The following is a 25,083-nucleotide window of genomic DNA, read 5'->3' on the forward strand; positions in this document are numbered from 1 at the left end:
CCGGATCGGGCAGGGCAAGCCATGATCGTCGACCCGCTTGACCGAATCGCCAGAATTGATGAGCCTTGGCCGTGCGCTCTCTGCGCTTAACGTGCTGTGGCCATGCCCGGGGGAACCGTGAGGTCGGTCGGCTGCGGTCAAACTGAAGGGGACAATCATGGTCGTTACCCGTTTGAGCAAGACCGCTTTCGTAGCGGCAATCGCTTTCTTCGCCACGCTGGTGGCCTTTGGCAACATCACCGATTACGGCACCAATTTCGCGTTTGTCCAGCATGTGCTGATGATGGACACGATCTTTCCCGATGCATCGATCAAATATCGCGCCATCGACAATCCCACTCTGCATCACGCGGGTTACATTCTGATCATTGCTGCTGAAACGCTGACCGCAATCCTGTGCTGGATTGGCGCCTTCGCGATGCTGGGGCGGCTGACGGATCGTGCTGCCAGCTTCAACCGCTCAAAGAAATGGGCCATTGCCGGGCTTTCACTCGGCTTTCTGGTCTGGCAGGTCGGCTTCATCTCGATGGGTGGCGAGTGGTTCGGCATGTGGATGTCACAGACGTGGAATGGCATTGAATCGGCCTTCCGCTTCTTCATCACCATCATTGCTGTACTGATCTATGTGGTCATGCCCGATGGAGAGCTAGAGTAAATGTGCAGCTGAAGCAGGCTCGTCGATCAGTTCAACGCCAGCCTGTTTCATCTTTTCCAGCATGTGGCTCATGGAGCCGTTGAGGTCGATGCCGCGGCAGGCATCGAGCCGAACGCGCACCTGAAAACCTTGTGCGACCGCGTCGAGCGCGGAATAGGCGACGCAGAAATCGGTTGCAAGCCCCGCCAGCGTCAGCGACCCGATGCTGCGTTCGCGCAGATATCCGCCAAGGCCGGTCGGCGTCTCACGGTCGTTTTCGAAAAAGGCGGAATAGCTGTCGATACCGAAACGGAAACCTTTGCGGATCACCAGCTGCGCGCGCGTCCATTGCAGGGCGGGGTGAAAATCCGCGCCGTGGCTGCCTTGCACGCAATGATCCGGCCAGAGCGTTTGAGGCCCGTAGGGCATCTCGACCATCTCAAAAGGGGCCTTGCCCGGATGCGTGCTGGCAAAGCTTGAATGACCCGCCGGGTGCCAGTCCTGTGTCAGAATGACGTGTTCGCTTTCCTCGATCAGCCGATTGACGGCAGGCAGGATTGCGTCGCCATGCGGGACAGCCAGCGCGCCGCCGGGGCAGAAGTCGTTCTGGACATCGACGACAATAAGGGCATGACCGATCATAAGCGCTCCTGCTTCATTTCCAGCTTTTTGACAGCGACTATAATCAGCCCGTTTTCCCGAAACCAGCGAATATGCACGTTCTGGTATAACATGGATAAGGGTGCTAGGGACCGCGCTTGGCAGTGACAATAGAGGCAGGGATCACCATGACAGACGAAATCACGCGCGACAGCAACGGCACGCAATTGAATGACGGCGATTCCGTCACGTTGATCAAGGATCTGAAGGTCAAGGGAACCTCGACCACGCTGAAGCGCGGCACGATGGTCAAGGGCATCCGCCTGACGGGAAACCCCGCCGAAGTCGAATGCAGCACCAAACAGGTCAAGGGTTTGGTGCTGAGGACCGAGTTTCTGAAGAAAGCTTGAGTGTCTGATCCAAAAGTCGCCATGCCGGGCTGCAAATGGCAATTTCTGCGCTTACCTAGGCTCACGTACCTTTAAGTACGCTCCGCTCCGGTTCTCGAAATCACCATTTTCGCCACGGCCTGCCGCTTTTTGATCCAGACACTGACTGACTAGGCGTCGATCTCCACGCGACCGCGCGGACGGCTGCAACAGGCGAGAATGTAGCCTTCCTCGATTTCATCATCGCGGATGCCGCCATTGTGGTTCATCTCGGTCTCGCCGCCGAGACACTTCACCTTGCATGTGCCGCAAATGCCGAATTCGCAGGCGCTCGGTATTTTCAGGCCGCCATTACGGGCAGCAAGCAGGATGGTGTCGTTTTCGGTGCATTCGACTTCGATGCCTGACAGGCTGAAGACGACACTGGCTGCGGCCACCGCAGGCGCTGCCGGTGCAGCAGCAGCGGGCGAGGCGGGTTCCAGTGCACTTGGAACAGGAACCGACGAAATCTCGCTCGCGGGCTGGAAGCTTTCCTGATGATAATTGGCCATGTCGAAGCCGGATTGTTCCAGCAATCCGCGCACGCCGTTCATGAACGGCTCCGGGCCGCAGCAGAAGACCTTGCGGTGCTGGAAGTCCGGCGCAAGCAATTCAAGCCGCGCCCGGTCTATGCGCCCGTGCAGGCCCGGCCAGACGTGGCGGGCCGAGGACTGCTCGACGATGAAGGCCAGCCGCATGGCGTCCATACGGCCGGATAGCAATTCCAGTTCCTTGCGGAAGATGATGTCGTCCGGTGTGCGGGCACAATTGATAAAGGCTATGTCGGTTCCCGGTGCACAGTCAAACAGCCAACGGGTCATGGACACCATCGGCGTAATGCCGGAACCAGCCGAGATGAACAGGTATTTTTCACTCGGATGATTGGCCAGCGAAAAGTCGCCATTCGGGCCATAGGCCTTGATCTTCATCGGCGGGCGCAGATTGTCGAGCATCCAGCGCGTGCCGATACTGTCCTTCTGGGCCTTGACAGTCACCGAAATATGGTAGGGCCGCGAGGGCGTGGATGACAGCGTATAAGTTCTGAGCACAGGGCCGAGGCCGTCCGCCCGTTCCAGCGGCAGTTCCAGCGTGACGAACTGGCCCGGCGTATAGCGGAACCAGTTGCCTTCCTCGGTCTTGAACGAGAAGGTCATGACATCTGGCGCTTCTTCGATGGCAGAAATGCATTCCAGCATTTGCAGCCTGTCGTTCCACGGCAGCATCTCATCCAGATATTTCAGAGGCTGCATGGCCTTCTCGCTTGTCTATTCATATCAAAACGGGACAGGCCGGACGTGATCCCGGCCTGCGGTTTGTTTCGTTCAGCAGGCCTAAAACTCAGGCCACGCGGCTCAGCTTGGCCGCTTCACCGCGCAGGCGCGGCGTGATCGTATTGGTGTACCATTCGAGGAACTGCATCACGCCACCTTCATGCTCAACCGAATAAGGGCCGGGCTGATAGGCGGGCGAACGGATGCCGACGGCATTCTCCTCGACGATCTGCCGATCCTGATCATTTGTCTGTATCCACACATGGGTCAGTTCGTCCAGATCATAATCGACGCCTTCGACCGCATCCTTGTGCACCAGCCACTTGGTGGTGACGAGGGTTTCCTCAGCGCTGATCGGCATGACGCGGAAGGAAATGGCGTGGTCGGCCATCAGGTGGTTCCAGGTGGTTGGATAGTTGAAAAGCAGCATCGCGCCGATATTGGTATCGCCAGCCACCTGATTGCTCAGCGGCTTCTTGACTGCGGCCTTGCCCGACATGGTGTAGCTCACGGCATCGCGCAGAAGCGGAATGCGGGTGATGCGATAGCGACCGTCTTCGGACATCTTGAATTCCGCAGGCAGGCCGGCGCTGGCGCAATTCTTCCAGAGCTGGTTGATTTCCGGGTCTTCCATGACACCCTGAACGCCGGTCGCTGATGGTGCTTCGGGGTAGGTGCGGCAGAGTTCCGGGTGGTTGGCGGCGCAGTGATAGCACTCGCGATTGTTTTCCCAGACCAGCTTCCAGTTGCCCTTTTCGATGATCGAGCTTTCGAAAGCGACCTTGGCGTCCTTGATATTATGCGGCGCGAGATAAGGTTCGACCAGATTGCGGAAGGAGGCGAAATCCGGCGCTTCGTCGGCAATGCAGATATAGATATAGCCAGCGACCGTCTCGCAATGCACCTGCTTCAAGCCATATTCGGCGGGCTTGAAATCCGGGCCGACCTGACGCGCGAACAGCAGGCGTCCGTCCAGTTCATAGGTCCACTGATGATAGGGGCAGACGAGCTTGGCCGCCGTGCCTTTTTCGGCAGAGCAGATGCGCGAGCCACGATGGCGGCAGGAATTGTGGAAGGCGCGAATGCCGCCCTGCGCGTCGCGCACGATGACGACCGGATAAGCGCCGACCTGCACGGTCATGTAGGAGCCGGTCTTCGGCAGTTCGCAATCATGGCCGACAAACAGCCAGTCGCGATAGAAGATGTTTTCCAGATCCAGCTTGTAATAATCCGGATCAGTGTAAAACTTCTGCTCCAGGCTGAAATTGGGGTCGCGCCCGGTCAAAAGCCCCAGCATTTCGTTGCGAACGTCCATCATCACGACCCTTGCTTCATCTTCGTTAGGATCGGCATTTGCTGTTCTCCCAGCGACCTTGGCCTGATCCGGTGTTCCCTTTGTCTTCCAGAAGCACGGCTTTTGCCGCTACATCAATGGCTTGTCTGTTCCCGTTTCGGGTAGCGGACTGGCTTCTGTTGTCATGATTCAATCACTGAAATGTTCTAAACGCGCATTGGGATGCGACATGGATTTCGCGTAAAGACGACACGCCAAAATGTCGCTTTTGCGGCAAGGCATATAACAGCAAATATGCGTGACAGCTGCCTGCAAAGCATTTCCGGGATTGCCAACAGGCCGAAAAGATAGTTACCACACCAACCAGACAGAATTTGTTTCATTCCGTGGGAGGTCCAGAGGCCATGAAGCGCTCAGAAATCAACGAGATTATCCGCGAAAGCGATGCGTTTATCCGCTCATTTGGCTATGTCATGCCGCCCTTCGCTTACTGGACCCCGGAAGAGCTGAAGCAGCGGACAGGCAGTGACGCTGCAGCCATTCGCGATGCGCGTCTGGGCTGGGACATTACGGATTACGGTCAGGGCAAGTTCAAGGACCTCGGCCTTTTCCTGTTTACGACACGCAATGGCAATGCCGACGACCTGAAGCGCGGCGGCGGCATGCTTTATGCCGAGAAGATCATGATCTCGCGTGAGAACCAGTTGTCGCCGATGCATCGCCATGTGGTGAAGGCCGAGGACATCATCAATCGCGGTGGCGGCACGCTGGTGCTGGAACTGTTCAACTCGCGTCCCGATGGCAGCGTCTGCGAACAGTCCGATGTCACTGTCGCGACCGACGGGCGTCTTGTGACGCAGAAGGCGGGCGCGCATCTGAAACTGTCGCCCGGTGAAAGCGTGACGCTTCTGCCCGGTAACTGGCATGCCTTCTGGGGCGAGGGCGGCGACGTGCTGATCGGCGAAGTCTCGACCGTCAATGACGATCTCACCGACAATATTTTCCGCGAGCCGATTGGCCGCTTCTCGAATATTGAAGAAAACGAGAAGCCGCTGCATTTGCTCGTATCTGACTATGACAAGTGGCTCTAAGCCAACAGATTCCGGCTCTGGCCGCCTGCAAATGGCGTGATTTTGCGCTTCCGGTGCTCACCTACATTAAGTAGGCTGCGCGCCGGTTCTCAAACCCCACCATTTTCGGCAGGCCATAACCGGAATCTCCTCAGGCGGATCGGCCAAATTAAACTGAAGGACTGAACATATGAAGCTGGCGATGATCGGAACGGGCTATGTAGGCTTGGTTTCGGGTGTGTGTTTTGCCGAATTCGGCTTTAACGTAACCTGTGTCGACAAGAACCCGTCGATCATTGAGCGGCTTAAGGCGGGCACAGTCACGATTTTCGAGCCGGGTCTCGATGAACTCCTGACCCGCAATATTCGTGACGGGCGGCTGGATTTCAGCACCGATCTTGCATCGAGCGTTGCCGATGCAGATGTGATTTTCATTGCGGTGGGCACACCGTCCCGGCGCGGCGACGGCGAGGCCGACCTGCAATATATCGAAGCGGCAGCCGACGAGATTGCTGCGGCGATGAAGCCGGGCGCCGTAGTCGTCATCAAGTCCACGGTGGTGGTTGGCACCAATGCACGCATCCGCGACCGCATTGCGGCAGCACGGCCGGGTGTGGCCTTTTCCATGGTTTCCAATCCGGAATTCCTGCGGGAAGGCTCGGCGATCGAGGATTTCATGCGGCCGGACCGCGTTGTGGTCGGCGTAGAGAATGAGAGCGGCAAGGCCGCGATGCAGCGCCTCTATCGTCCGCTTTATCTGCGTGAAACGCCGATGGTCGTGACATCGCTCGAAAATGCCGAGATCATCAAATATGCAGCCAATGCATTTCTGGCCATGAAGGTGACCTTCATCAATCAGGTCGCGGATCTGTGCGAGAAGACCGGTGGTAATGTGCAGGAAGTTGCCCGCGCCATCGGGATGGATAATCGCATTGGTTCGAAATTCCTACATGCTGGCCCGGGCTTTGGCGGTTCATGCTTCCCGAAGGATACGCGCGCCTTTGCCGCGACCGGTAAGCGTTACGATGCTCCGCAGTCGCTGATCGAGGAAGTGATCGCCATCAACGAGACGCGCAAGCAGTCAATGGCAGAACGGATTGTTGCCGCTGCCAAGGAAAGTGGCGCAAAGACGGTCGCGGTGCTCGGCATCGCGTTCAAGCCGAACACCGATGATATTCGCGAGTCTCCGGCATTGGACATTGTGAGCGCGATCCAGAAGGCAGGGCTTTCCGTGCGGGCGCATGATCCGGAAGCCATGGATGCAGCCAAGGCTGTTCTGCCGGGTGTGATCTGGTGCGGCTCGGCCTATGAGGCGGCGGAAGGGGCTGGCGTGGTCGCGCTTCTGACCGAATGGAACGCCTATCGGGCGCTGGATCTCAAGCGCGTTGCAAAAGCCATGGCTGGAAAAGTTCTGATCGACCTGCGCAATGTCTACAAGGCGGAAGATATCGCAGGTACCGGCCTCGATTATCGTTCGGTGGGCCGTACAGTAAAGGTCTGATTGTCGGATAGGTATTTAGAGAATGTGTGCGTCAGGACGGAACGGTTCTGACGCACTTTTTTGATCTGCTACGGGCAGCGCTTTATTCGCTGGCCGTGATCTGCTTCTTCTCATTGGCGATCAGCCAGAGATTGCGGACATAGACAACGAGACCGAGGCCCTGTCCCGCGATGAAGACGGGGTCCTTGCGTTGGATCGCATAGATCAGCAGCAATGCGCCGCCAAACAGCGAAAAGAACCAGAATGCCACCGGCATGACGCTTTTCTTGGCCTTCTCAGATGCCAGCCACTGCACAACAAAGCGCATGGTGAAACAGGCCTGTGCGATGAAGCCAAGAACGATCCAGCCATCCCACTGAGCGACGAAGACTTCGTGCAGCCAATGCGACAGGCTGTTGAAAATATCAGTCATGGGTAATCTCCGTCACGCGCGGCACAACCTTGCGGCGCTTGCGCAGCCACCAGACACCATAAAGATCGAGAATGCCGCGCAGTCCGCGATCGAGAATGCCGTAATTGGATTTGCCGTGGCGGCGTTCGCGGTCGACCACGTCCACATGCACGACATCGAAACCTTCGCGCAGTGCCAGCGATGGCAGATAGCGGTGCCAGCCGTCGAAGAAAGGCAACTGACGGAACAGATCTGTATGCAGCGCCTTGAGGCCGCAACCGGAATCGCGCGTCTTGTCCTTCAGGATCGCGCCGCGCAGATTATTCGCAAAGCGCGACGACAATTGCTTCAGCTTGGTGTCGGTGCGTTTCAGGCGCTGGCCGGCGGCGATGCCATAGCCTTCACCAGCTTCGACGAGCGCATCGACAAGCATTGGCAGATAGGCCGGATCGTTCTGGCCGTCGCCATCCATGGTAACAACAACATTGCCGCGCGCGGCAAAAACACCGGAACGCACTGCCGCACTCTGGCCGGATGAACGGTCATGGCGCAAATGGCGTAGCGGCTTGCCTGCATGGATGCGTCGGGCAATCACGTCGCTTGTCGAGTCCGTCGAACCGTCATCGACGACAATCACTTCATAGGCGCGACCCTGCATCGCGGAATCCACTTCATCCAGCAGAAAGGCCAGATTGTCCGCCTCGTTACGGCAGGGGATGACCACGGAGATTGTCGGTGTTTCCACGCAGAGTGTTCCTTCGTTCCTTGCGCTATTCTTCAAGCGCAGGCTCCATTTTCGATGTCTGGAGGCCCGATATCGCGCAAGCCGCGGCTAGTTTTTTCAACATCGGCTTTTTCCCGAAACCGATAATCACTTTCGGGGCCGATGCTCTAGCACTGAATACCCGAAGAAGCCAAGATGCTTCAAGAAATCGTGAGCCAAGCCAAATAGAAGAGAATACCGCCGTTTCTTAGCCGGACTTCGACGGAGACGGAAGGGTCTCCGCCAGCCAATCCAGAAATTTCTGCGTCACTTCGTTCCGATTAATGTCGTTGAGGCTTTCATGGCGGGTTTCTGCGAGGATCAGGCAGGTCACCCGTGTGAACCCCATGCGCTGCATGCGTGCCGCCAGTCTGGAGATGGCGGCTCCCTTGGCGGTAGCGGGATCTTCGCTGCCGCCGACCAGATGAAAGGGCAGGCTGCGCGGGATCTTGCTGAAGTTGCGGTCATCCGCACCACGCGCGGTCATGTGCACGAGATCGAGCCACAGCGATACGGTGGCGTCGAAGCCGCAGAGTGGATCGGCGACATAGGCCTCGACCTCCGCCGGATCGCGTGACAGCCAGTCGAACGGCGTGCGATGGCCGGGGATGGCGCGGCCCCAAGCGCGGAAGGTCAGTTTCGGCAACAGGCTGCTTGGAACATCCGACCCTTTCAGCATGCGCTCTATATAAAGAAGTGCCACAGCGGCTTTGGCTTCAAGGCCGCCGTCAAAATTGGCATTCCAGATTGCAGCGGCATCCACCGTGTCGGCATGGTCGAGCACATAGTTCAGGGTAATCAGGCCGCCCATGGAGTGTCCAAACAGAACCACCGGCAAGCTGGGATGCTGTTGGTGAATGTGGCGGTTCAGTGCCAGAACATCGTTGATGGCCACATCATGGCCTTGCTTTTGTGAAAACATTCCTCTCGGCGCATGAGCGCCGATATTCATGCCATGGCCACGGTGGTCATGGGCATAGACGTGATAGCCAGCCTCTGCGAGCGCTTTGGCAAACCGGCCATAGCGCGCGGAATGTTCGGCAAGACCGTGGCAGATTTGAACGACCGCCCGTGGCGCATCGGCAAGCGCGCTTCGAAACGGCAGTTGCGTCGCGTCGGACAGGGAGATGGGATGAACGGTTTCAAACGACATTTCGCCATCTGATTTTATGCCGCGCAAATAGTCAATTCCCCCGTTGAGCGCGGCATTAAAAGAGGCATGACAACGTTGTATGAGCGAATTTTAGGCAAAAGCGTTTTTTGTGCAAATTCTGCTTGAAATGCGTGAAAAGCTGGGCAAATCTACGCTCAACGGGGAAATACAGGGGCTTTGACGGACATAAAGGGCGTCATTTAGAGAAATCCAAGCCATCATTTGCAGGCCGTCCGATGAAAGGGAGGAAACTTTCGCGGACGGTGGCCAGAGGGGAAACCGGGTGACGGAAATATCCGCGCCCGGTTTCATTCTTTTAAGCTCAAATTTTCAAGCGCGTGCTTCTTCGGGCAATGCCTTGCCCGTCATTTATGTTTTACGCGATGGCGTTTGCGTCCGCTCTTTATTTGGCCTACATACGCGTCAGCAATTTCCGCGCGGTTCGGCTTCATTCGAACCCACCCGCGCTTTCCAACCCGTGGAGACGACGCGCTTTATGGCACGCCAATTCATTTATCATATGTCCGGCCTGAACAAGGCTTACGGCGCCAAGAAGGTTATCGAAAACCTTCACCTGTCATTCTATCCAGATGCTAAGATCGGTATTCTCGGCCCCAACGGCGCCGGTAAGTCAACGATCCTCAAGATCATGGCCGGTCTCGACAAGGAATATACCGGTGAAGCGTGGCTCGCCGATGGCGCTACTTGCGGTTATCTCGCGCAGGAACCGCATCTCGACCCAGAAAAGACTGTGCTCGGCAACGTTATGGAAGGTGTGGCTGCGAAGACCGCCATTCTTGAGCGTTACAACGAGCTGATGATGAACTATTCTGATGAAACCGCCGACGAAGGCGCGGCGCTTCAGGACGTCATCGACAGCCAGAACCTCTGGGATCTGGAAAGTCAGGTTGAAATGGCGATGGAAGCGTTGCGCTGCCCGCCAGCCGATGCCGATGTCACCAAGCTTTCGGGCGGCGAGCGTCGCCGCGTTGCACTTTGCAAGCTGCTGCTTTCGAAGCCTGATCTGCTGCTGCTCGACGAACCAACCAACCACCTTGATGCTGAAACCACCGCTTGGCTGGAAAAGCATCTGCGCGAATATCAGGGCGCTGTCCTGCTCATCACGCACGATCGCTACTTCCTCGACAATGTGACCGGCTGGATTCTCGAACTCGACCGCGGTCGTGGCATTCCTTACGAAGGCAACTACTCGGCTTATCTCGAAGCCAAGGCCAAGCGTATGATTCAGGAAGGACGTGAAGAAGATTCGCGTCAGAAAGCTCTTGAACGCGAGCGCCAGTGGATCGCCGCAAGCCCCAAGGCACGTCAGGCGAAGTCGAAAGCCCGTATCAAGGCTTACGATCAGCTGGTTGAAGCTGCGGAAAACCAGCGTCCGGGCGATGCCCAGATTCTGATCCCGGCAGGCGAGCGTCTCGGCCAGGTGGTTATCGAAGCGGAAGGTCTGACCAAGTCGTTTGGCGACCGTATGCTCATTGAAAATCTGACCTTCAAGCTGCCTCCAGGTGGCATCGTTGGTGTTATCGGCCCGAACGGCGCCGGTAAGTCGACGCTGTTCAAGATGATCACTGGTCAGGAAAAGCCGGATTCGGGTTCGATCCGCATCGGTGATACCGTGCATCTTGGTTACGTTGATCAGAGCCGCGATCACCTCGACCCGAACAAGAATGTCTGGGAAGAAATCTCCGGCGGCAACGACATCATCAAGCTTGGCAAGTTTGAAATGAACTCGCGCGCTTATTGCGGCGCGTTCAACTTCAAGGGCGGCGATCAGCAGGCCAAGGTTGGCAATCTTTCCGGTGGTCAGCGCAACCGCGTGCATCTTGCCAAGATGCTGCAGGCAGGCGGCAACGTTCTGCTCCTCGATGAACCGACCAACGATCTTGATACGGAAACGCTGGCAGCGCTTGAAGATGCGCTCGAAAAATACGCTGGCTGCGCTGTTATCATCAGCCACGATCGCATGTTCCTCGATCGCCTGGCGACGCATATCCTCGCTTTCGAAGGCGACAGCCATGTTGAGTGGTTCGAAGGCAACTTCGAAGACTATGAGGCGGACAAGGTCCGTCGTCTCGGACCGGAAAGCGTCAACCCGAAGCGGGTGACGTATAAGCCGCTTACCCGATAATGACTTCCAAGGCCGGTGCATCGCACCGGCCTTTTCATTTGATGAAAGGAAAGACGATGAAAGACTGGTCCGCAAAACAGTATCTGAAGTTTGAAGATGAACGCAGCCGCCCGGCGCGCGATCTTCTGGCACAGATACCCCTGACAGCGCCGCGCAAGGTGGTGGATATCGGTTGTGGACCCGGCAATTCGACCGAGCTTCTCGTGGAGCGCTGGCCGGATGCGCAGATCTCGGGTTTCGATACGTCGCCCGATATGATCGACAAGGCGAAGGCCCGTTTGCCGGATGTGGAGTTCTTCATCAGCGATGCCGCCAGTTTCGAGCCGGATGCCGAAACAGACGTGTTGTTCTCCAACGCCGTCTTCCAGTGGTTGCCCGATCATATCGAGCAGTTGCAGCGGCTTTTGTCCTTGCTGCAGCCGGGCGCATTTCTGGCGATTCAGATGCCGGATAATATGGGCGAGCAAACCCATGTCGGGATGCGCGATGTTGCCAAGACTGAGCCTTTTGCAGCCAAGATCGGCAAGACGGGCAGGGGACCTTTGCCGCCTGTCGCCACCTATTACGATGCCTTGGTCGCCGACGCGGCGCGGATTGATATCTGGCACACGATCTACAATCATCCGCTCGCCAGTGACGATGCAATCGTGGAATGGCTCAAGGGCACCGGCCTTCGACCATTCCTCGATCCGCTGGATGCCGACGAGCAGGCGGCCTATCTCGCAGCCTATAAGGAGCGTATCGCGCCGCATTATCCGACGACTCGCGACGGCAAGGTGCTGCTTCGATTCCCGCGTATCTTCATGGTTGTTCAGAAGCGATAATCATGCCGAAACCGGTCACTACACGGGGATGTGATTGATGCTCTCCGTGTCGATGGTCGGGTTGATCTAGAATTTTTCCAATTATTTCAAAGAACTGCGGTGGGCGGTGGCAGTTGAATTGCCATCGCCCGCTTTGCTATTGCTTATAAGTCAATAGATTGCATGCAAACGATTTTGCACCTATGGTCTGGTCGCATTCTGGACCTGCGCTAAATTAGCGAGCATCCTTATAACGTTGCGTCATCCAACATTATCGCTGTCGTTCGATGTGGGTAGCAGAATCCGCTTTTGGGAGTTTTTAACATGAGCAATGCAGGAACGCATGAGGATGCCAATGGCGAGGTCGAAGCGGCGCATGACGCCCACGATACGCGCCGTCGTGTCTATGCGATTGTGGCCAGTGCCTCGGGTAATCTGGTCGAATGGTATGATTTCTATGTTTATTCGTTTGGTGCGCTTTACTTCGCGTCGCAGTTTTTCCCCGCTGAGGATCAGACCAGTCAGCTTTTGAACGCGGCTGCGATTTTCGCGGCAGGCTTTCTGATGCGCCCGATCGGCGGCTGGTTGTTTGGCCGTATCGCCGACAAGCTGGGCCGTCGCACATCGATGCTGATTTCCGTCACCATGATGTGTTTCGGCTCGTTTGCCATCGCTATTCTGCCGACCTACGCATCGATTGGTGTGTTGGCTCCGGTGCTGTTGCTGATCGTGCGTCTGTTGCAGGGCCTTTCGGTCGGCGGCGAATATGGCACGACCGCGACCTATATGAGTGAAGTGGCGCTTGCAGGCCGTCGCGGCTTCTTCTCGTCGTTTCAGTATGTCACGCTGATCGGCGGCCAGCTTCTGGCCGTGCTGGTAATTGTGCTCCTCCAGTTCATGCTCACATCCGAGCAGCTTCATTCCTGGGGCTGGCGCATCCCGTTCGCAATCGGCGGTCTTGCGGCCATCGTGGCGCTCTTTCTGCGCCGCACGCTGCATGAAACCACGACTGAAGAAACCCGCAACAGCAAGGCTGCCGGCAGCTTCGCCACCATCTGGAAGCATCACCGCAAGGCGTTTCTGGTCGTTGTCGGTTTCACGGCAGGTGGTTCGCTCGCCTTCTATACCTTCACCACCTATATGCAGAAATATCTGGTCAACACCGCCGGTATGAGCAAGGAAACCGCCAGTGAAACGATGACCTTCGTGCTGCTGGCCTATATGCTCATGCAGCCGCTGTTCGGCGCGCTGTCCGACAAGGTTGGTCGCAAGACCATGATGATCGGCTTCGGCGGTATTTCGATCCTCACGACGATCCCTTTGATGACGCTGATCGGCTCAGTGCAAAGCTCGACCATGGCCTTCATCTATATCGTGATCGCGCTGGCTGTGGTGAGCATGTACACCTCCATCAGCGGTATCGTGAAAGCCGAGCTTTTCCCGGCGGAAGTGCGCGCACTCGGCGTTGGTTTCTCCTACGCTATCGCCAATGCGATCTTTGGTGGCACGGCGGAATATGTCGCGCTGTGGTTCAAGCAGCAGGGCATGGAAAGCGGCTTCTTCTGGTACGTGACCATCATGATGGTCATCGTCTTCGCGGTCAGCATCTTCATGCCGAACCCGCGCAAGCACGGCTATCTGCAAGGGCATGGGTCTGTCGATTAAGCAGACCAACACCGAAAACAATCAAAACGCCGCCTCCGGGCGGCGTTTTCACATCTCCACCGCTTCGTCGTCTTCCGGCGACAAAAGCCGTGTTGCGCGCCATTCCGTCAGCTTTGAATTGATTGCATCCAGCACGAAGAAGCGGGCGGAATCCTTGTCGTATCCGTCATCGCGCAACGTGTCGTAATCGGTATGGGCATGGCGCACATGCGCCACAGTGGCAAGCCATACCGCCGTGGATGGCGGCAGCGTCTTCATATGCGGGGCGAGAGCCGCCGCTCTGATCGGCTCGGAATCTGAATAGGGAACCGCCGGAAGCAGCAATGTGAGCGATTTGGCGATTGCCTTTTGACGCATAGTGCTCGCACGCATGGCGCTTTCCTTTTCTCCATTCGCTGTGAACGAATCCCCAGCTCGATTCATTCTGCCATGAAAAGCGCTTGCATAGGAATGTCTTTCCATATAAACATATCTTTATATGTTTTTAAGCGCAGCGTGGGTTGCGCACCCAACGGAAGAGCTGAAGATATGGCCGGTTTGCAATTGCAACTCGATCAGATGGTGGATGTGTTGAAGGCGGTGGCAGAGCCAAGCCGGCTGCGCATTCTGGCGCTTCTGGCGCGGGGTGACCTGACGGTTTCCGATCTGACGACCATTCTCGGCCAGTCGCAGCCGCGCGTGTCACGCCATCTCAAGCTATTGGGCGAAGCAGACCTCATCGACCGCTATCAGGAAGGGGCATGGGCCTATTTCCGGTTGGCGGATAATGCGATTTGCAGTGATCTGGCGCGCGGCTTGCTGGCGCGTCTCGACCGCTCCGATGCTCTTGTCGAGCGCGATCTGGAGCGGCTTTCACAGGTCAAGTCCAGCCGTCAGGAAAAGGCAGCGGCCTATTTCAGCGCCAATGCGGGTAGCTGGGGCGAAATCCGCAAACTGCATGTTTCGGAGAATGCGGTTGAAACCGCACTCAAGAAAATCGTCGGCGAAAAGCCGTTTCAAGCCATGCTCGATGTCGGAACCGGCACCGGGCGCTTGCTGGAGCTTTTCGCACCGCTTTATGCACGCGGTCTTGGCATCGACATCAATCGCGACATGCTGGCCGTCGCCCGTGCCAATCTCGATCTTGCGGCCATCGGCAATGCGCAGGTGCGCCAGGGCGATGTTTATGCCCTGCCGGTCGAACGCGAGAGCTTCGATCTGGTGACGATCCATCAGGTGCTACACTTTCTGGACGATCCGCTTTCGGCGATCCGCGAAGGCGCGCGGGCGCTGCGCCCGAATGGTCGTTTACTGATCGTCGATTTTGCGCCGCATACGCTCGAATTCTTACGCGAAGACCATGCGCATTTGCGCCTCGGCTTCAGCGACGAGCAGATGCTGGGCTGGATGAAGGAAGCTGGCCTTGAGCCTGAAAAGACGCTGGAACTCAAGCATGATCCCGAAAAGTTGTCAGACTTTTCGGACAAGATCATGCGTAAAAACAATGAGACTGCCCCGAAGGGTGCAAGCGGCGATGAGGGACTGACCGTCAAGCTTTGGCTTGCGCGCGATCCGCGCCTTCTCATTGCCGATCCGGCAACGAATGAATCAAGCATGACGGAGACAGTGTGATGGGTTTTTATGGTCTTTCCCGCCGACCGGATGTCGGCCAGACCACCCGGGTATCATTCGAATTCTTTCCGCCCAAATCGGAAGAGATGGAACAGCGCCTCTGGGAAACGGTCACACGGCTGGCGCCTTTGCAACCGGAATTCGTGTCCGTCACCTATGGTGCGGGCGGCTCGACGCGTGAGCGTACAATCCGCACCGTTGCACGCATTCTGAAGGAAACCGATATCCAGCCTGCGGCGCATCTGACCTGTGTGGATGCAACGCGCGAGGAAGTCGACCGTGTGGTGCGCGAGTTCGCCGATCTCGGCGTCAACCGTTTCGTGGCCCTGCGCGGTGATCCGGCTGCGGGTATTGGCGAAAAATATGTGCCGACAAGCGGCGGTTATCTGAATGGCGCTGATCTGGTCGGCGGTCTGCGCCAGATTTCAGATTTTGATATTTCGGTTTCGGCCTATCCGGAAAAGCATCCGGAAAGCCCCGATTTCGCAACCGATATCGACATGCTGAAGCGCAAGGTGGACGCTGGCGCAACTCGCGCCATCACGCAGTTCTTCTTCGAAAACGATCTTTATGAGCGTTATGTCGAGCGCGTGCGCCGGGCGGGGATTTATATCCCCATCGTTCCGGGCGTTTTGCCGGTGCATAATTTCAAGCAGGTCAAGAATTTCTGCGCTCGTTCCGCGACGCATATTCCGGCCTGGCTGGCAGAGCGCTTCGACGGGCTGGAAAACGACCCGCAGACGCATCAGCTGGTGGCTGCGGCCATTGCCGCCGAACAGGTCATGGACCTGATCGAGCGCGGCGTGCAGGATTTCCATTTCTATACGATGAACCGCGCTGATCTGCCTTATGCGATCTGCCATATGATCGGTATTCGCCCGAAGACCGAAGCGGCCTTGGAGCCTGCGTAAAATCCTTGCATGACCAAGAAAAAAGCCCGCCGTTTCGGCGGGCTTTCTGTTTCTTGCGAGACCGGTCTATCCTCGAAACCTGTGTCGCCGTAATCGTCTGATGCGCCTGCTTTACGGTATGACGCCTGCTATCAACGCTGCAACAAATGCAAATGCTGCACAGATCATGAGGACATTCAAAGATCGTGTCAGTCCCATCGGTCTGTCTCCTTCATATGCGCCAGACAAGCGTCCGGCACGCGCTGGTAGAGATTGGAATCTAAGCGCAAAAAGCCGAGAACAAAAGAAGATTTCGTGCTGCAACTTGGCGTGATTGTGAAAAAAACCTTCTGTTTACCACCTAAGTTATTGAAATTTCTGACCTGAAAAATCTGTTCACATTTCATGAAAAAGACACAGAACTGACAGGATTTACGGGGTAATCGCCACAATTTCCACAGGCTGTTTGCAGCGATACCCCACTTTTCGTCAGCGGATCAGGGCGAGAAACGCCGACAGAGTCACCACGGAAATGACCGTCGAATAGAGAATGACATTGGAGGTGATGGCCGCCTCACGCCGATAATGTTCGGCGAGCATGAAAGGGCCGGTGCCCGTCGGCAAGGCGGCGAGAAGGGCGGCGCTTTCCGCCATAAGCGGCGGCAGTCCGAAGACATAGACGGCAAGCAGCCATGTGGCGAGCGGCTGGACGATCAGCTTGACTGAAACGAGGAAGGCAATGGCGTTGACGCTTTCGCGCTCGACCTTGCGCGACTGCGCGAGGAACAGGCCAAGCGCTACAAGCGCGCAAGGCGATGCTGCGCCACCGAGCATTTTCAGAAAAGTTTCGGCAGGGGCGGGGATCGTCAACCCGAGGAAAGAGAAGATCGCTCCAAGTGCTGGTGCAAACAGCAGTGGATTGCGGATGAGGGACCGGACGACTTTCCAGACGAGATGAAACGGCTTTTTCTCGGTTTGCAGGCCGATTTCAATCAGCACGATCGCAAAGGCGAAAGTGACGCAAACGGTGATGATGATCGAGATGGTGGTTGCGGCCAGAACGCCGGAGCCGAAAGCGATCATCGACAGCGGAATGCCCATATAGCCCGTATTGGGATAGGCGGCATTGAGGCCGTCGAGTGCGGTATCGGCAAGCGGCAGCTTTCCGCGCAACCGCACCAGAAAGGGCAGGACGAAGGCGATGGCGCTGCTCAGCAGAAAGACAGCGATGAAGCCCGGCTGCCAGAGTTCGCTGCCATGCGTATTGGCCATGATGTCGAACAGAAGTGCAGGTAGCGCCAGATAGACCACGAAGCGGTTCAGCTCTGCAATGGCGTGTGGTCCCAGTATTTTCAGCTTGAACGCGCCCCATCCGGAAAAAATGAGCGCAAATACGGGCAGGACAACGAGCAGGGTAGTGAGCATGAAACAGGCATTCGTGGTGAGAGCAGAATAGGAAAAGGCGCGGGGATGATCCCGCGCCTTATGATGTGCTTAGAGCTTGTCCAGAAGCTCCTGGGTGGGCCAGGAATCGGCCGGCATGCCAAGCCGCATCTGTTCGGCGCGCACGGCATCGCGGGTCAGGAGACCGTAAACGCCGTCGATCTTCGCGCCCATATCATAGCCGCGTGCCTGAAGTTTCGTTTGCAGTTCCTTCATTTGCTCCTGCGTCAGACCCGGAATTGGATTGCCGGGATCGAATGCAGGCGCACCGGCAAGGCGCGTCGCAAAATAGGCGGCGGTCGTCGCGTAGACGATGGATTTGTTCCATTCGACGAAGACGTCGAAATTCGAATAGGACAGGAAGGCCGGGCCCTTGCGGCCAAGCGGCAGCAGCAGAGAGGCATCGCCGTCATCCGGTCCGAGTGGACCATTCAGGCCGGTCACACCCTGCTCAGCCCACCAGGAATGCGGCTTGCGATTGGTGCGGATGGCTTCTTCCCAAGGCAGATCCTTGGTGATGCGCACTTCTTCCAGCCACGGTTGGCCGCGTTTCCAGCCCAGTTCGGAAATCATGCGACCGGCGGTCATCATGGCGTCGGGAACGCTGTTCTTCAGATCGACCTTGCCATCGCCGTCGCCATCGACGCCGCGCTCCAGATAATCCTTGGGCAGCAGCTGCATCATGCCGATTTCGCCGGCCCAAGCACCGGTCGTGCTGGCATCGACAACGCCCGTGTCGAACAGCTTGAGCAGTGCGATCAGCTGCGGACGGAAGAGATCCGGACGGCGGCAGTCATAGGAAAGGGTGACGAGCGCGTTCAGCGTGTCGAAATCTCCCTGAATTGCGCCGTAATCCGTTTCAAGGCCCCAGAAGGCGGCGAGAACCGGACCCGGTACGCCGTAGGTTTCTTCAACTTTCTTGAAGACATCGGCATGTTTGACCAGATTTTCCTGGCCTTTTTTCAGGCGCGCTTCAGAGATGAGGCGCTTGGAAAATTCGGTGAAGGTCAGGTTGAAGACAGTCTGCTTGCGATCCCGGTCGAGCACCTTCTGCTCAAGCGATGCTTTGTGCAGCTCGCTGATACCCTTTTCGCCGACACCGGCTTCACGCGCTTCCTTGGCCAGATTTTCGATCCACTGGCCAAGATCGGTTTCGCATTCCGGCTTGGGTGCGTTGACGGCAGTTTCGGTCGGAGCCGCAGGCGCCGGAGAGGTATTGGCAGTCTGCGCATTCGACACCGCGGTCGAAGCGAGCAGGGCGGCTGTCATGATGGAAGCAACAAACTTCATCGGTAACTCACACTCGTTTTGCAGGGAGCAACAGGTCCCTTCCAAGGATTGCTAAAGCTATTGCCCCAACAAGCCATGGAAATGAAGCAAAACTTGATGTGTGAGGTCAAACAGGCCCGTCTTAACGGGCCTTGTTGCTTTCCAGCCACTTTTTCCACGTGGCGGCGTCGCCCGCGAAGACATTGATGTCTGCATCGCCCTTGATGCCCGGAATGACGCCCGTGCCTGTATATTGCCAGAACGTCCACGGATGCGGGCCGTATTTCTCATCCGGATGACCGGCGACCGAGCGCAGCCAGAACGGATAATCCGGTATCTGGCGCAGATCATTGTCGTCGAAGAAATCGACGGTCGTGTAGATGATCGGGCGCTTGCCATAATGCTTTTCAAGCGCCGCAAGGAAGATACGCATTTCCTTGCGCACAACCGCCGCATTGGGCCGCAATTTGCAGGTTGGCGATTGCGGGTTCCATTCCATATCGAGAACCGGCGGCAGCGCGGAAGGATCGCGCGGCACATTCTGGATATACCAGCGGGCCTGTTCGATGGCCGGACGGCAGAAATAATAGAAATGATAGGCGCTGCGGGGAATGCCCGCCTCGCGTGTGCCATTCCAATGCTCGGTAAAACGGTCGTCCACACGGTCGCCGCCCTCGGTCGCCTTGATGAAGGCAAAGGAGATGCCGCTGGCGCGCACGGCGCTCCAGTCGGTGTTGACCTGGTATTTTGAAACGTCGGTGCCGTGGATCGGATAGTGCCACGGCGTCTTGCCTGTCCAGTCATGCGGATCGCGGTCGCCAAAGCGTGGCGCCTTCACTGATCCCGATGGCGGCGGAATGCGGGCGACCGTGCCGTGCTTTTTCACATCAGAAAAATCGTAATCCACTGTCGTACAGGCTGAAAGCAGAACGACGCCCATGCAGGAGGCAAAGCAGGAGCCAAGAAAATTGCGGCTGGCCAGACGGCTCATGAGACGTTTCATGCAGGGTTTCCGGTGTCGCGAATCAGTCCCTACAACGGTTACGCGATCCGCGACCGGTCGTCATCAGCCCAGTGCTGTTCTTGCTCCTAATTTTAAGCAGAAGCGCGAATAACGGCGATCCACGCAAAGCCGCGATAAAGCACGCGGCGTTCCACCGACAGGCCGCGCTCGGCTGCAAGCCGCTCACATACGGCTAACATGTCCTGACGCGGCGTCACATGGAACCAGTCGAGCCATGTGTAGAGGCTACGTTTGAACCATCCGGGCAGGCGGCCTTGATCGCCGAAATCGACGACATGCAGTTCGCCCTCCGGTCCGAGATGCCGGATGCTTTCGCGAATGACCGATTGCCATTGCGGGATCATTGATATGGCGTAAGAAATGAAGATGCGGTCGAAGCCGGTTTGACGGAAAAGCTGCTCGGGATCGAACTGCGCTGCATCTGCGAGTTCAAGCTCAGTACGGCTTTCGATTCCAGCACGTCTGGCGGCGCTGCGGGCCGTATCCAGCATTTCTGCTGAAATATCGATGCCGTAAAGTTTCGCATCGGGGTAGTGCTGCGCCGTTTTGACGAGGTTGCGACCGGTGCCGCAGCCGATTTCCAGAACGCTGCCGCCATCCGGCACATGGAGTGTCGCGATCATCTGGTCGCGACCCAGAAGGTAATATTTGCGGGTCGCATCATAGAAATGGCGCTGATGGCGGTACACCTTGTCCATCAAACGCGCATGGCTTGCACCCTGGCCATTGCCCTGTGCGCTCGCACGGCTTCCTTCCGGGCTTTGCAACATGTCAGGCGTCCTTCAGGACATAGAGGTGAAAGCCGCCATAGATCGACGAGCGGTCGCGGTCGTGCAAAGCGCGGGATTCTTCGGCGCGATATTCCCAGCGGTCGAGGATCTCCGGCTCAACGCGACCCGGCAGCAGGCTCGGTTCGGCGGCGGTACGGAAAATCACGCGAGCGCCCGGCGCGGCAGTACGTGTGATTTCGGTCCAGACGGCATTCAGCTGGCTGTCGTTCATCCAGTCCTGCGCGTCGAGAAGGATATAGCGATCCACCGATGCAGCAGGCTTGGCAGCCAGAAAGTCGGTGTAATTGGCGTTCTGGACGGTCATGCGGTCGGCGCGGGTGCGCACCGTTTCGAAATTGGCGCGTGACAGATAAGGCGGCAGCGGGCCGGTTTCCTCATCGCCGCTATAGCCGCGCCCGAAAGCCTGCCAGGCGAAGTAGTTTTCCGTCAGCGGAAAGCCGCAGGCGAGTTTCTCGAGGCGGCTGCGCAGCACTTCGGCCATATTGCCATTTCCGGCGGTAGCGAGTGCGTCATATTGCTGGGGCGGGATGCCAAGGCCGAACAGCGAAGATTTGCGCGCTGTTGCCCAGCGCACCATGCGCTTTTCGAACAATGGCGCGAGCGCCGTGTCGAAGAAGCTGCGCTGTTCTTCCATAGTGCGCGACTTGAGGATATCGCGCGGGTCGATGCCGTAGAGGCGCGCCACGCGATGCCCCATGCCGATGAACACACCCAGCAGGCCGTGACGGTAGAGGTCGCGCCAGAAGATCGAAATGCGCTGGCGACCGTTCCATTTGCGCTTTTCCCAGTAAGCGCGGCTTTCGGCATCGAGATGCGGACGCACGAAGCGCTTGTAGGCGGCAAGATTGGTCTTGTCGTCTGCCTTGCCATAGAAGCGGTAGAAGGCGCTGTAATCGGGCAGGTTCTTGAGCGCCGCGAGTTTCAGCCGGTTGAAGGCGACATGGGCCTCGTTGAGGTCCACGGCTTCGACGCGGGCCGGATCGGCGGTGAGATAGGACAAGGCGTTACAGCCGCCGGACGCGATGGTGACGATGCGATGACCGGGCTGAATGGCGAGCGCCGTCATGTCCACATCGGGGTCTTCCCAGATCTGCGGATAGACCAGCCCCTTGAAGAGCCAGGCGAACAATCTTTCCGAAAAGCCAGCGCGGGACAGCGCATGGTTCTGGGTTACTGCACGCTTCAGAATGGTACCGTCAGCTGATTGTTCGGCCATAAAATTCCCCTTTGGGACGAATCCCGCGCTTGGTTTCAAAAAGTTAAACACCGGGGCATGACAGGGGATTGACGGATTAATGACCGCTTTCTGACAGCGAAATGCGCGAGTAAGTACCTGCAATCTTGGCGTTTTATTACGGGCAGTAAGACTATTTGAGAGAACCTTTCCTCGTCGCTGCCGTTTTCTTCTGTGACGGTGGGTATCGACAGGACTTCTGTGCCTGATCCAACCGCAAAAGTGGTCGACCGGTAAGGAGCCGGCCGAACACGAAGAAAGCTACGAAGAGAGCAGAGGGGTGTTCTGCGCATATTGCGCCATGCTCAACAGGGATAAGCTCGCAACGAGCAGACCCACGCTAGGAAGGAGAGACAATATGAAGAAGTTTCTGATTACGTCTGTTGCCGCCGTGTCGCTTCTGGGCCTTGCCGCCTGCAATGAGAAGAAGGATGACGGCGCCAGCAACGCTCCCGCACCGGCACCGGCTGCGCCTGCCGCACCTTCGAACCATGATACGACGACCACGCCTGCAACGCCTGCTCCGGCTACTCCGGGAACGGGTACAGGCGGTACAGGTAGCGCACCTGCTAATTAAGCGGGCTTGTTATTTAGCACCAAGCAAGTGCGGGCAAGTTGCAGCCGGTGAGCTGTCATAGTCCCGTATGATAAATGTCATAGGAATGGCGATCCGGGAAACTGGATCGCCATTTGTCCCAGAAGGAATTGCATTGAATGAATGATCCCGCGGCATTTTACGGGAAAGACGGCGCGCAAGCGATTTCCGTGTTTAAACGCAGGCTGTCTTCGGCTATGGCTTTGATCATGAACCGTAACACCTTGTTCTTCGTTGCCGCCATTGTTCTGGTTGCGCTTGCTGCTTGCGGCAAGGGCAATGACGAGAAGGCCGCTGCTCCGGCGCAGGACGGAAGTGCTGTTTCGCAGCCTGCCACACCGGCGGAAGGCGCATCGGACAAAAAAGGTCCGGATCTCGTCAAGGCCTTGCGTGACAATGCCGGTGTGAATATGCCTGAGGAACAGGCCGCTGCCATTGAACGTGCGCGTACCAATGCCGTTTCCGCTGCAAAGGCGGTCGGACAGAATGAAGAACAGGCTCAGGCCGCGGGAGAAGCGGCTGCCGCAACGGCGCAGCGCTCTTTCACTGAGCGCCAGAACGCGGTGCAATCCAACTGAACTGGATCAGTGTTCCGGTTTGATGGTTGAAGCGTAATCAGCGCAATAATCTTTCGGTCCGGCGCATTTCTCATCACAGACCGGTGATAAGAGCATATAAATAATTGTTTTTTCGACTGCGCTTCATGCGGGCGGTTTTCAGCAGCGACGGAATTTTGTAGAACAGAACCATGTCGATTTGGGTTCGCATCGGTGAGTTTGTGGCGTCAGTGACGTCGAACGCCATTACAGGCGTTATCGAGGCTGTGCGCACCGTTTTTGAAGGCGATGCCGATACGCGCAGGCGGGTTGCCTTTTCGATTGCCATGATCGCCCTGTCCGCCAAAATGGCGAAAGCCGACGGTGTCGTGACGCAGGACGAGATACGCGCCTTTCAGGATATATTTGCGGTGCCGCAGGAAGAAACTGCTCATGTGGCGCGGCTTTACGATCTCGCCAAGCAGGATGTGGCAGGCTTTGAAAGCTATGCCCGCCAACTGGCCGGTCTCTGTCAGGAAGGGCAGAGTGAGTGTCATCTTCTGGAAGATATTCTCGACGGGCTGTTTCATATCGCCAAGGCTGATGGCTATGTCCATGAGAAGGAAATGGCGTTTCTGACCGAGGTTGCAGGCATATTCGGTTTTGACGAGGTTGCCTTCGACCGTATCGCGATACGGCATGTGCAGCGCGGCGAGGGTGATCCTTACGCCATTCTCGGCCTTGAGCGCGGTGTCTCGTTCGACGATGCGCGCAGCCGCTATCGAACCCTGGTCAAGCAGCACCACCCCGACCGGCTGGTCGCGGAAGGTCTACCGCTGGAATTCATCACTATTGCCAATGCGCGTCTTGCTGCCATAAACGCTGCCTGGGCAAGCATAGAAAAGCATTTGGAGGCTGCGTAATGCAGGAAACCAGCGGCGCAACCGACACGCAGGACAACGCTCAGGATCAGGAATTGGCGGAACTGGCGCTGGAACAGGCCGATTTTGCGGGCGCTGCGCTCGATCCGTCGCCGAATTTCGGTCCGCGTCGCGACGGCAAGACGCCCGTCTATCTGATCCTGCATTATACGGGGCTGGCGACCGCGCAGGAGGCTGTCGACATTCTCAAATCACCGGAGATGCAGGTCTCGGCACACTATCTCGTTCACGAGGACGGGCAGGTGGCACAGATGGTATCGGAAAAGGCCCGTGCCTGGCATGCAGGCAAGAGCTTCTGGAAGGGCGAGACCGACATCAATTCGGCTTCCATCGGCATTGAAATCGTCAATCCGGGCAATCTGGAAGACTATCCGCTGTTCAAGGACGAGCAGATTGATGCGGTTATCGGCCTTTGCCGTAATATATGCGAGCGCTATGCCATCCTTCCGGAAAACGTGCTGGCGCATTCGGACATCGCACCGGCGCGCAAGACTGATCCGGGCCATAACTTTCCGTGGAAACGTCTGTACGAAGCAGGTATTGGCCACTTCATCGAACCGACGCCGATCCGCGGCGGACGCTTTCTGGCGCGGGGCGAGCAGGGGCAACCGGTGGAGGCCTTGCAGTCCATGCTGGCGCTCTATGGCTATGGAATTGAGATTACCGGTATCTTTGATGAAGCCACGGAAATCGTGGTTAAGGCATTTCAGCGTCACTTTCGGACACAAAATGTAGACGGTGTGGCCGATGTTTCTACCATAGATACCCTCTACAGACTGATTTTTTCCCGACAAAATGTTACCGCCTGAGCAAGCGGCGTTAACGGAACGATTTTCGCAATTTAATTAGAAATTCGTTCAAATTTTCAAAAATTTAGCCGAATCACTTTTTCGACCTCACTTGCCCGGCGGATTGTCTAAAAGCGCCCGTTTGAATCAGTTTTGTTACAACCTGTAAGACGATTTTACTTTTGCAACCAATCTTCGGCTGCATTTCCCCGTCAGATCATCGATTAATCCCGGCGGAAATG

The 25,083-nt window shown here is 57.0% G+C and carries 24 protein-coding genes and 1 pseudogene; 13 read left to right on the forward strand and 12 right to left on the reverse strand.

What is annotated here, in order from left to right:
• Window positions 1-157: 157 nt before the first annotated feature.
• Window positions 158-655, forward strand: a complete 498-nt coding sequence (locus FHW00_RS05365; RefSeq protein WP_078338686.1) for a DUF2165 family protein — start codon at window positions 158-160, stop codon at window positions 653-655.
• Here the strand turns inward: FHW00_RS05365 and pncA are convergent.
• The gene (pncA, locus tag FHW00_RS05370) at window positions 647-1,276 is read right to left on the reverse strand and encodes a bifunctional nicotinamidase/pyrazinamidase (RefSeq protein ID WP_078338685.1); all 630 of its coding nucleotides are present in this window, start codon (window positions 1,274-1,276) and stop codon (window positions 647-649) included. The genes FHW00_RS05365 and pncA overlap by 9 nt on opposite strands.
• A 146-nt stretch (window positions 1,277-1,422) precedes the next feature.
• Here pncA and FHW00_RS05375 point away from each other — a divergent pair, with 146 nt between their 5' ends.
• The gene (locus tag FHW00_RS05375) at window positions 1,423-1,644 is read left to right on the forward strand and encodes an alkylphosphonate utilization protein (RefSeq protein WP_078338684.1); all 222 of its coding nucleotides are present in this window, start codon (window positions 1,423-1,425) and stop codon (window positions 1,642-1,644) included.
• A 149-nt stretch (window positions 1,645-1,793) separates the two neighbouring features.
• Here FHW00_RS05375 and FHW00_RS05380 read toward each other — a convergent pair whose 3' ends face one another.
• Window positions 1,794-2,912 (reverse strand): hybrid-cluster NAD(P)-dependent oxidoreductase, encoded by a 1,119-nt coding sequence (locus FHW00_RS05380; RefSeq protein ID WP_078338683.1) that lies wholly within the window; start codon window positions 2,910-2,912, stop codon window positions 1,794-1,796.
• An 88-nt stretch (window positions 2,913-3,000) separates the two neighbouring features.
• Window positions 3,001-4,248: an aromatic ring-hydroxylating oxygenase subunit alpha gene (locus FHW00_RS05385; protein ID WP_078338865.1), complete on the reverse strand. Its 1,248-nt coding sequence runs from the start codon at window positions 4,246-4,248 to the stop codon at window positions 3,001-3,003.
• 383 nt (window positions 4,249-4,631) lie between these two features.
• Here FHW00_RS05385 and FHW00_RS05390 point away from each other — a divergent pair, with 383 nt between their 5' ends.
• Entirely contained in the window at window positions 4,632-5,318 is a 687-nt protein-coding gene (locus FHW00_RS05390) for a D-lyxose/D-mannose family sugar isomerase (protein WP_078338682.1), read from the forward strand.
• Window positions 5,319-5,487: 169 nt separating this feature from the next.
• Complete coding sequence (locus tag FHW00_RS05395) at window positions 5,488-6,798, forward strand: UDP-glucose dehydrogenase family protein (protein ID WP_078338681.1); 1,311 nt, start codon at window positions 5,488-5,490, stop codon at window positions 6,796-6,798.
• A gap of 82 nt (window positions 6,799-6,880) precedes the next feature.
• Here FHW00_RS05395 and FHW00_RS05400 read toward each other — a convergent pair whose 3' ends face one another.
• From FHW00_RS05400 to FHW00_RS05410, 3 genes are all read right to left on the reverse strand, one after another.
• Window positions 6,881-7,210, reverse strand: a complete 330-nt coding sequence (locus FHW00_RS05400; RefSeq protein ID WP_078338680.1) for a lipid-A-disaccharide synthase N-terminal domain-containing protein — start codon at window positions 7,208-7,210, stop codon at window positions 6,881-6,883.
• Complete coding sequence (locus FHW00_RS05405; RefSeq protein WP_078338679.1) at window positions 7,203-7,934, reverse strand: glycosyltransferase family 2 protein; 732 nt, start codon at window positions 7,932-7,934, stop codon at window positions 7,203-7,205. Before FHW00_RS05405 ends, FHW00_RS05400 begins: the two co-directional genes overlap by 8 nt.
• A 226-nt stretch (window positions 7,935-8,160) precedes the next feature.
• Window positions 8,161-9,105, reverse strand: coding sequence for an alpha/beta fold hydrolase (locus FHW00_RS05410; RefSeq protein ID WP_078338678.1), 945 nt, complete (start codon window positions 9,103-9,105; stop codon window positions 8,161-8,163).
• A gap of 496 nt (window positions 9,106-9,601) precedes the next feature.
• On the opposite strand from FHW00_RS05410, the gene ettA reads away from it, so the two are divergent.
• The 3 genes from ettA (at window position 9,602) to FHW00_RS05425 (ending at window position 13,719) form a co-directional block, all read left to right on the forward strand.
• Window positions 9,602-11,251, forward strand: coding sequence for an energy-dependent translational throttle protein EttA (gene ettA, locus FHW00_RS05415; RefSeq protein ID WP_078338864.1), 1,650 nt, complete (start codon window positions 9,602-9,604; stop codon window positions 11,249-11,251).
• A 56-nt stretch (window positions 11,252-11,307) separates the two neighbouring features.
• Window positions 11,308-12,075 carry a trans-aconitate 2-methyltransferase gene (gene tam, locus FHW00_RS05420; RefSeq protein ID WP_078338677.1) on the forward strand — a complete coding sequence of 256 codons (768 nt, stop codon included), beginning with the start codon at window positions 11,308-11,310 and terminating at the stop codon, window positions 12,073-12,075.
• A 303-nt stretch (window positions 12,076-12,378) separates the two neighbouring features.
• Window positions 12,379-13,719, forward strand: coding sequence for an MFS family transporter (locus FHW00_RS05425; RefSeq protein WP_113534687.1), 1,341 nt, complete (start codon window positions 12,379-12,381; stop codon window positions 13,717-13,719).
• A 48-nt stretch (window positions 13,720-13,767) separates the two neighbouring features.
• On the opposite strand, the gene FHW00_RS05430 is transcribed toward FHW00_RS05425, so the two are convergent.
• Window positions 13,768-14,091: a DUF2293 domain-containing protein gene (locus FHW00_RS05430; protein WP_078338863.1), complete on the reverse strand. Its 324-nt coding sequence runs from the start codon at window positions 14,089-14,091 to the stop codon at window positions 13,768-13,770.
• Window positions 14,092-14,247: 156 nt separating this feature from the next.
• Between FHW00_RS05430 and FHW00_RS05435 the strand changes: the two genes are divergently transcribed.
• Both FHW00_RS05435 and metF read left to right on the forward strand, forming a co-directional pair.
• Window positions 14,248-15,330: an ArsR/SmtB family transcription factor gene (locus tag FHW00_RS05435; RefSeq protein ID WP_078338676.1), complete on the forward strand. Its 1,083-nt coding sequence runs from the start codon at window positions 14,248-14,250 to the stop codon at window positions 15,328-15,330.
• Window positions 15,330-16,241: a methylenetetrahydrofolate reductase [NAD(P)H] gene (gene metF, locus FHW00_RS05440; RefSeq protein ID WP_078338675.1), complete on the forward strand. Its 912-nt coding sequence runs from the start codon at window positions 15,330-15,332 to the stop codon at window positions 16,239-16,241. The genes FHW00_RS05435 and metF overlap by 1 nt, the downstream gene beginning before the upstream one ends.
• Before the next feature lie 468 nt (window positions 16,242-16,709).
• Here metF and FHW00_RS05445 read toward each other — a convergent pair whose 3' ends face one another.
• The 5 genes from FHW00_RS05445 to FHW00_RS05465 all read right to left on the reverse strand — a co-directional run bounded on the left by FHW00_RS05445 (window position 16,710) and on the right by FHW00_RS05465 (window position 21,963).
• On the reverse strand, window positions 16,710-17,645 hold the full coding sequence (locus tag FHW00_RS05445) for an AEC family transporter (RefSeq protein WP_078338674.1): 936 nt from the start codon (window positions 17,643-17,645) through the stop codon (window positions 16,710-16,712).
• Window positions 17,646-17,714: 69 nt separating this feature from the next.
• Entirely contained in the window at window positions 17,715-18,953 is a 1,239-nt protein-coding gene (locus FHW00_RS05450; RefSeq protein WP_078338673.1) for a lytic murein transglycosylase, read from the reverse strand.
• Between the two features lie 121 nt (window positions 18,954-19,074).
• Complete coding sequence (locus FHW00_RS05455) at window positions 19,075-19,923, reverse strand: glycoside hydrolase family 25 protein (protein WP_078338862.1); 849 nt, start codon at window positions 19,921-19,923, stop codon at window positions 19,075-19,077.
• A gap of 104 nt (window positions 19,924-20,027) precedes the next feature.
• Window positions 20,028-20,726 (reverse strand): class I SAM-dependent methyltransferase, encoded by a 699-nt coding sequence (locus tag FHW00_RS05460; RefSeq protein WP_078338672.1) that lies wholly within the window; start codon window positions 20,724-20,726, stop codon window positions 20,028-20,030.
• Window position 20,727: 1 nt separating this feature from the next.
• Window positions 20,728-21,963 carry a DUF3419 family protein gene (locus tag FHW00_RS05465; protein WP_078338671.1) on the reverse strand — a complete coding sequence of 412 codons (1,236 nt, stop codon included), beginning with the start codon at window positions 21,961-21,963 and terminating at the stop codon, window positions 20,728-20,730.
• A 376-nt stretch (window positions 21,964-22,339) separates the two neighbouring features.
• Here FHW00_RS05465 and FHW00_RS05470 point away from each other — a divergent pair, with 376 nt between their 5' ends.
• The 4 genes and pseudogenes from FHW00_RS05470 (at window position 22,340) to FHW00_RS05485 (ending at window position 24,862) form a co-directional block, all read left to right on the forward strand.
• The gene (locus FHW00_RS05470; RefSeq protein ID WP_078338670.1) at window positions 22,340-22,558 is read left to right on the forward strand and encodes a hypothetical protein; all 219 of its coding nucleotides are present in this window, start codon (window positions 22,340-22,342) and stop codon (window positions 22,556-22,558) included.
• Window positions 22,559-22,699: 141 nt separating this feature from the next.
• Window positions 22,700-23,154: pseudogene (locus FHW00_RS05475) on the forward strand (antifreeze protein).
• 170 nt (window positions 23,155-23,324) lie between these two features.
• Entirely contained in the window at window positions 23,325-24,035 is a 711-nt protein-coding gene (locus tag FHW00_RS05480; RefSeq protein ID WP_078338669.1) for a J domain-containing protein, read from the forward strand.
• Window positions 24,035-24,862, forward strand: coding sequence for an N-acetylmuramoyl-L-alanine amidase (locus tag FHW00_RS05485; RefSeq protein WP_078338668.1), 828 nt, complete (start codon window positions 24,035-24,037; stop codon window positions 24,860-24,862). The genes FHW00_RS05480 and FHW00_RS05485 overlap by 1 nt, the downstream gene beginning before the upstream one ends.
• The last annotated feature ends 221 nt before the right edge of the window (window positions 24,863-25,083 follow it).

This window comes from Ochrobactrum sp. P6BSIII, assembly GCF_014138065.1.
In the GTDB taxonomy this organism is placed as follows: domain Bacteria; phylum Pseudomonadota; class Alphaproteobacteria; order Rhizobiales; family Rhizobiaceae; genus Brucella.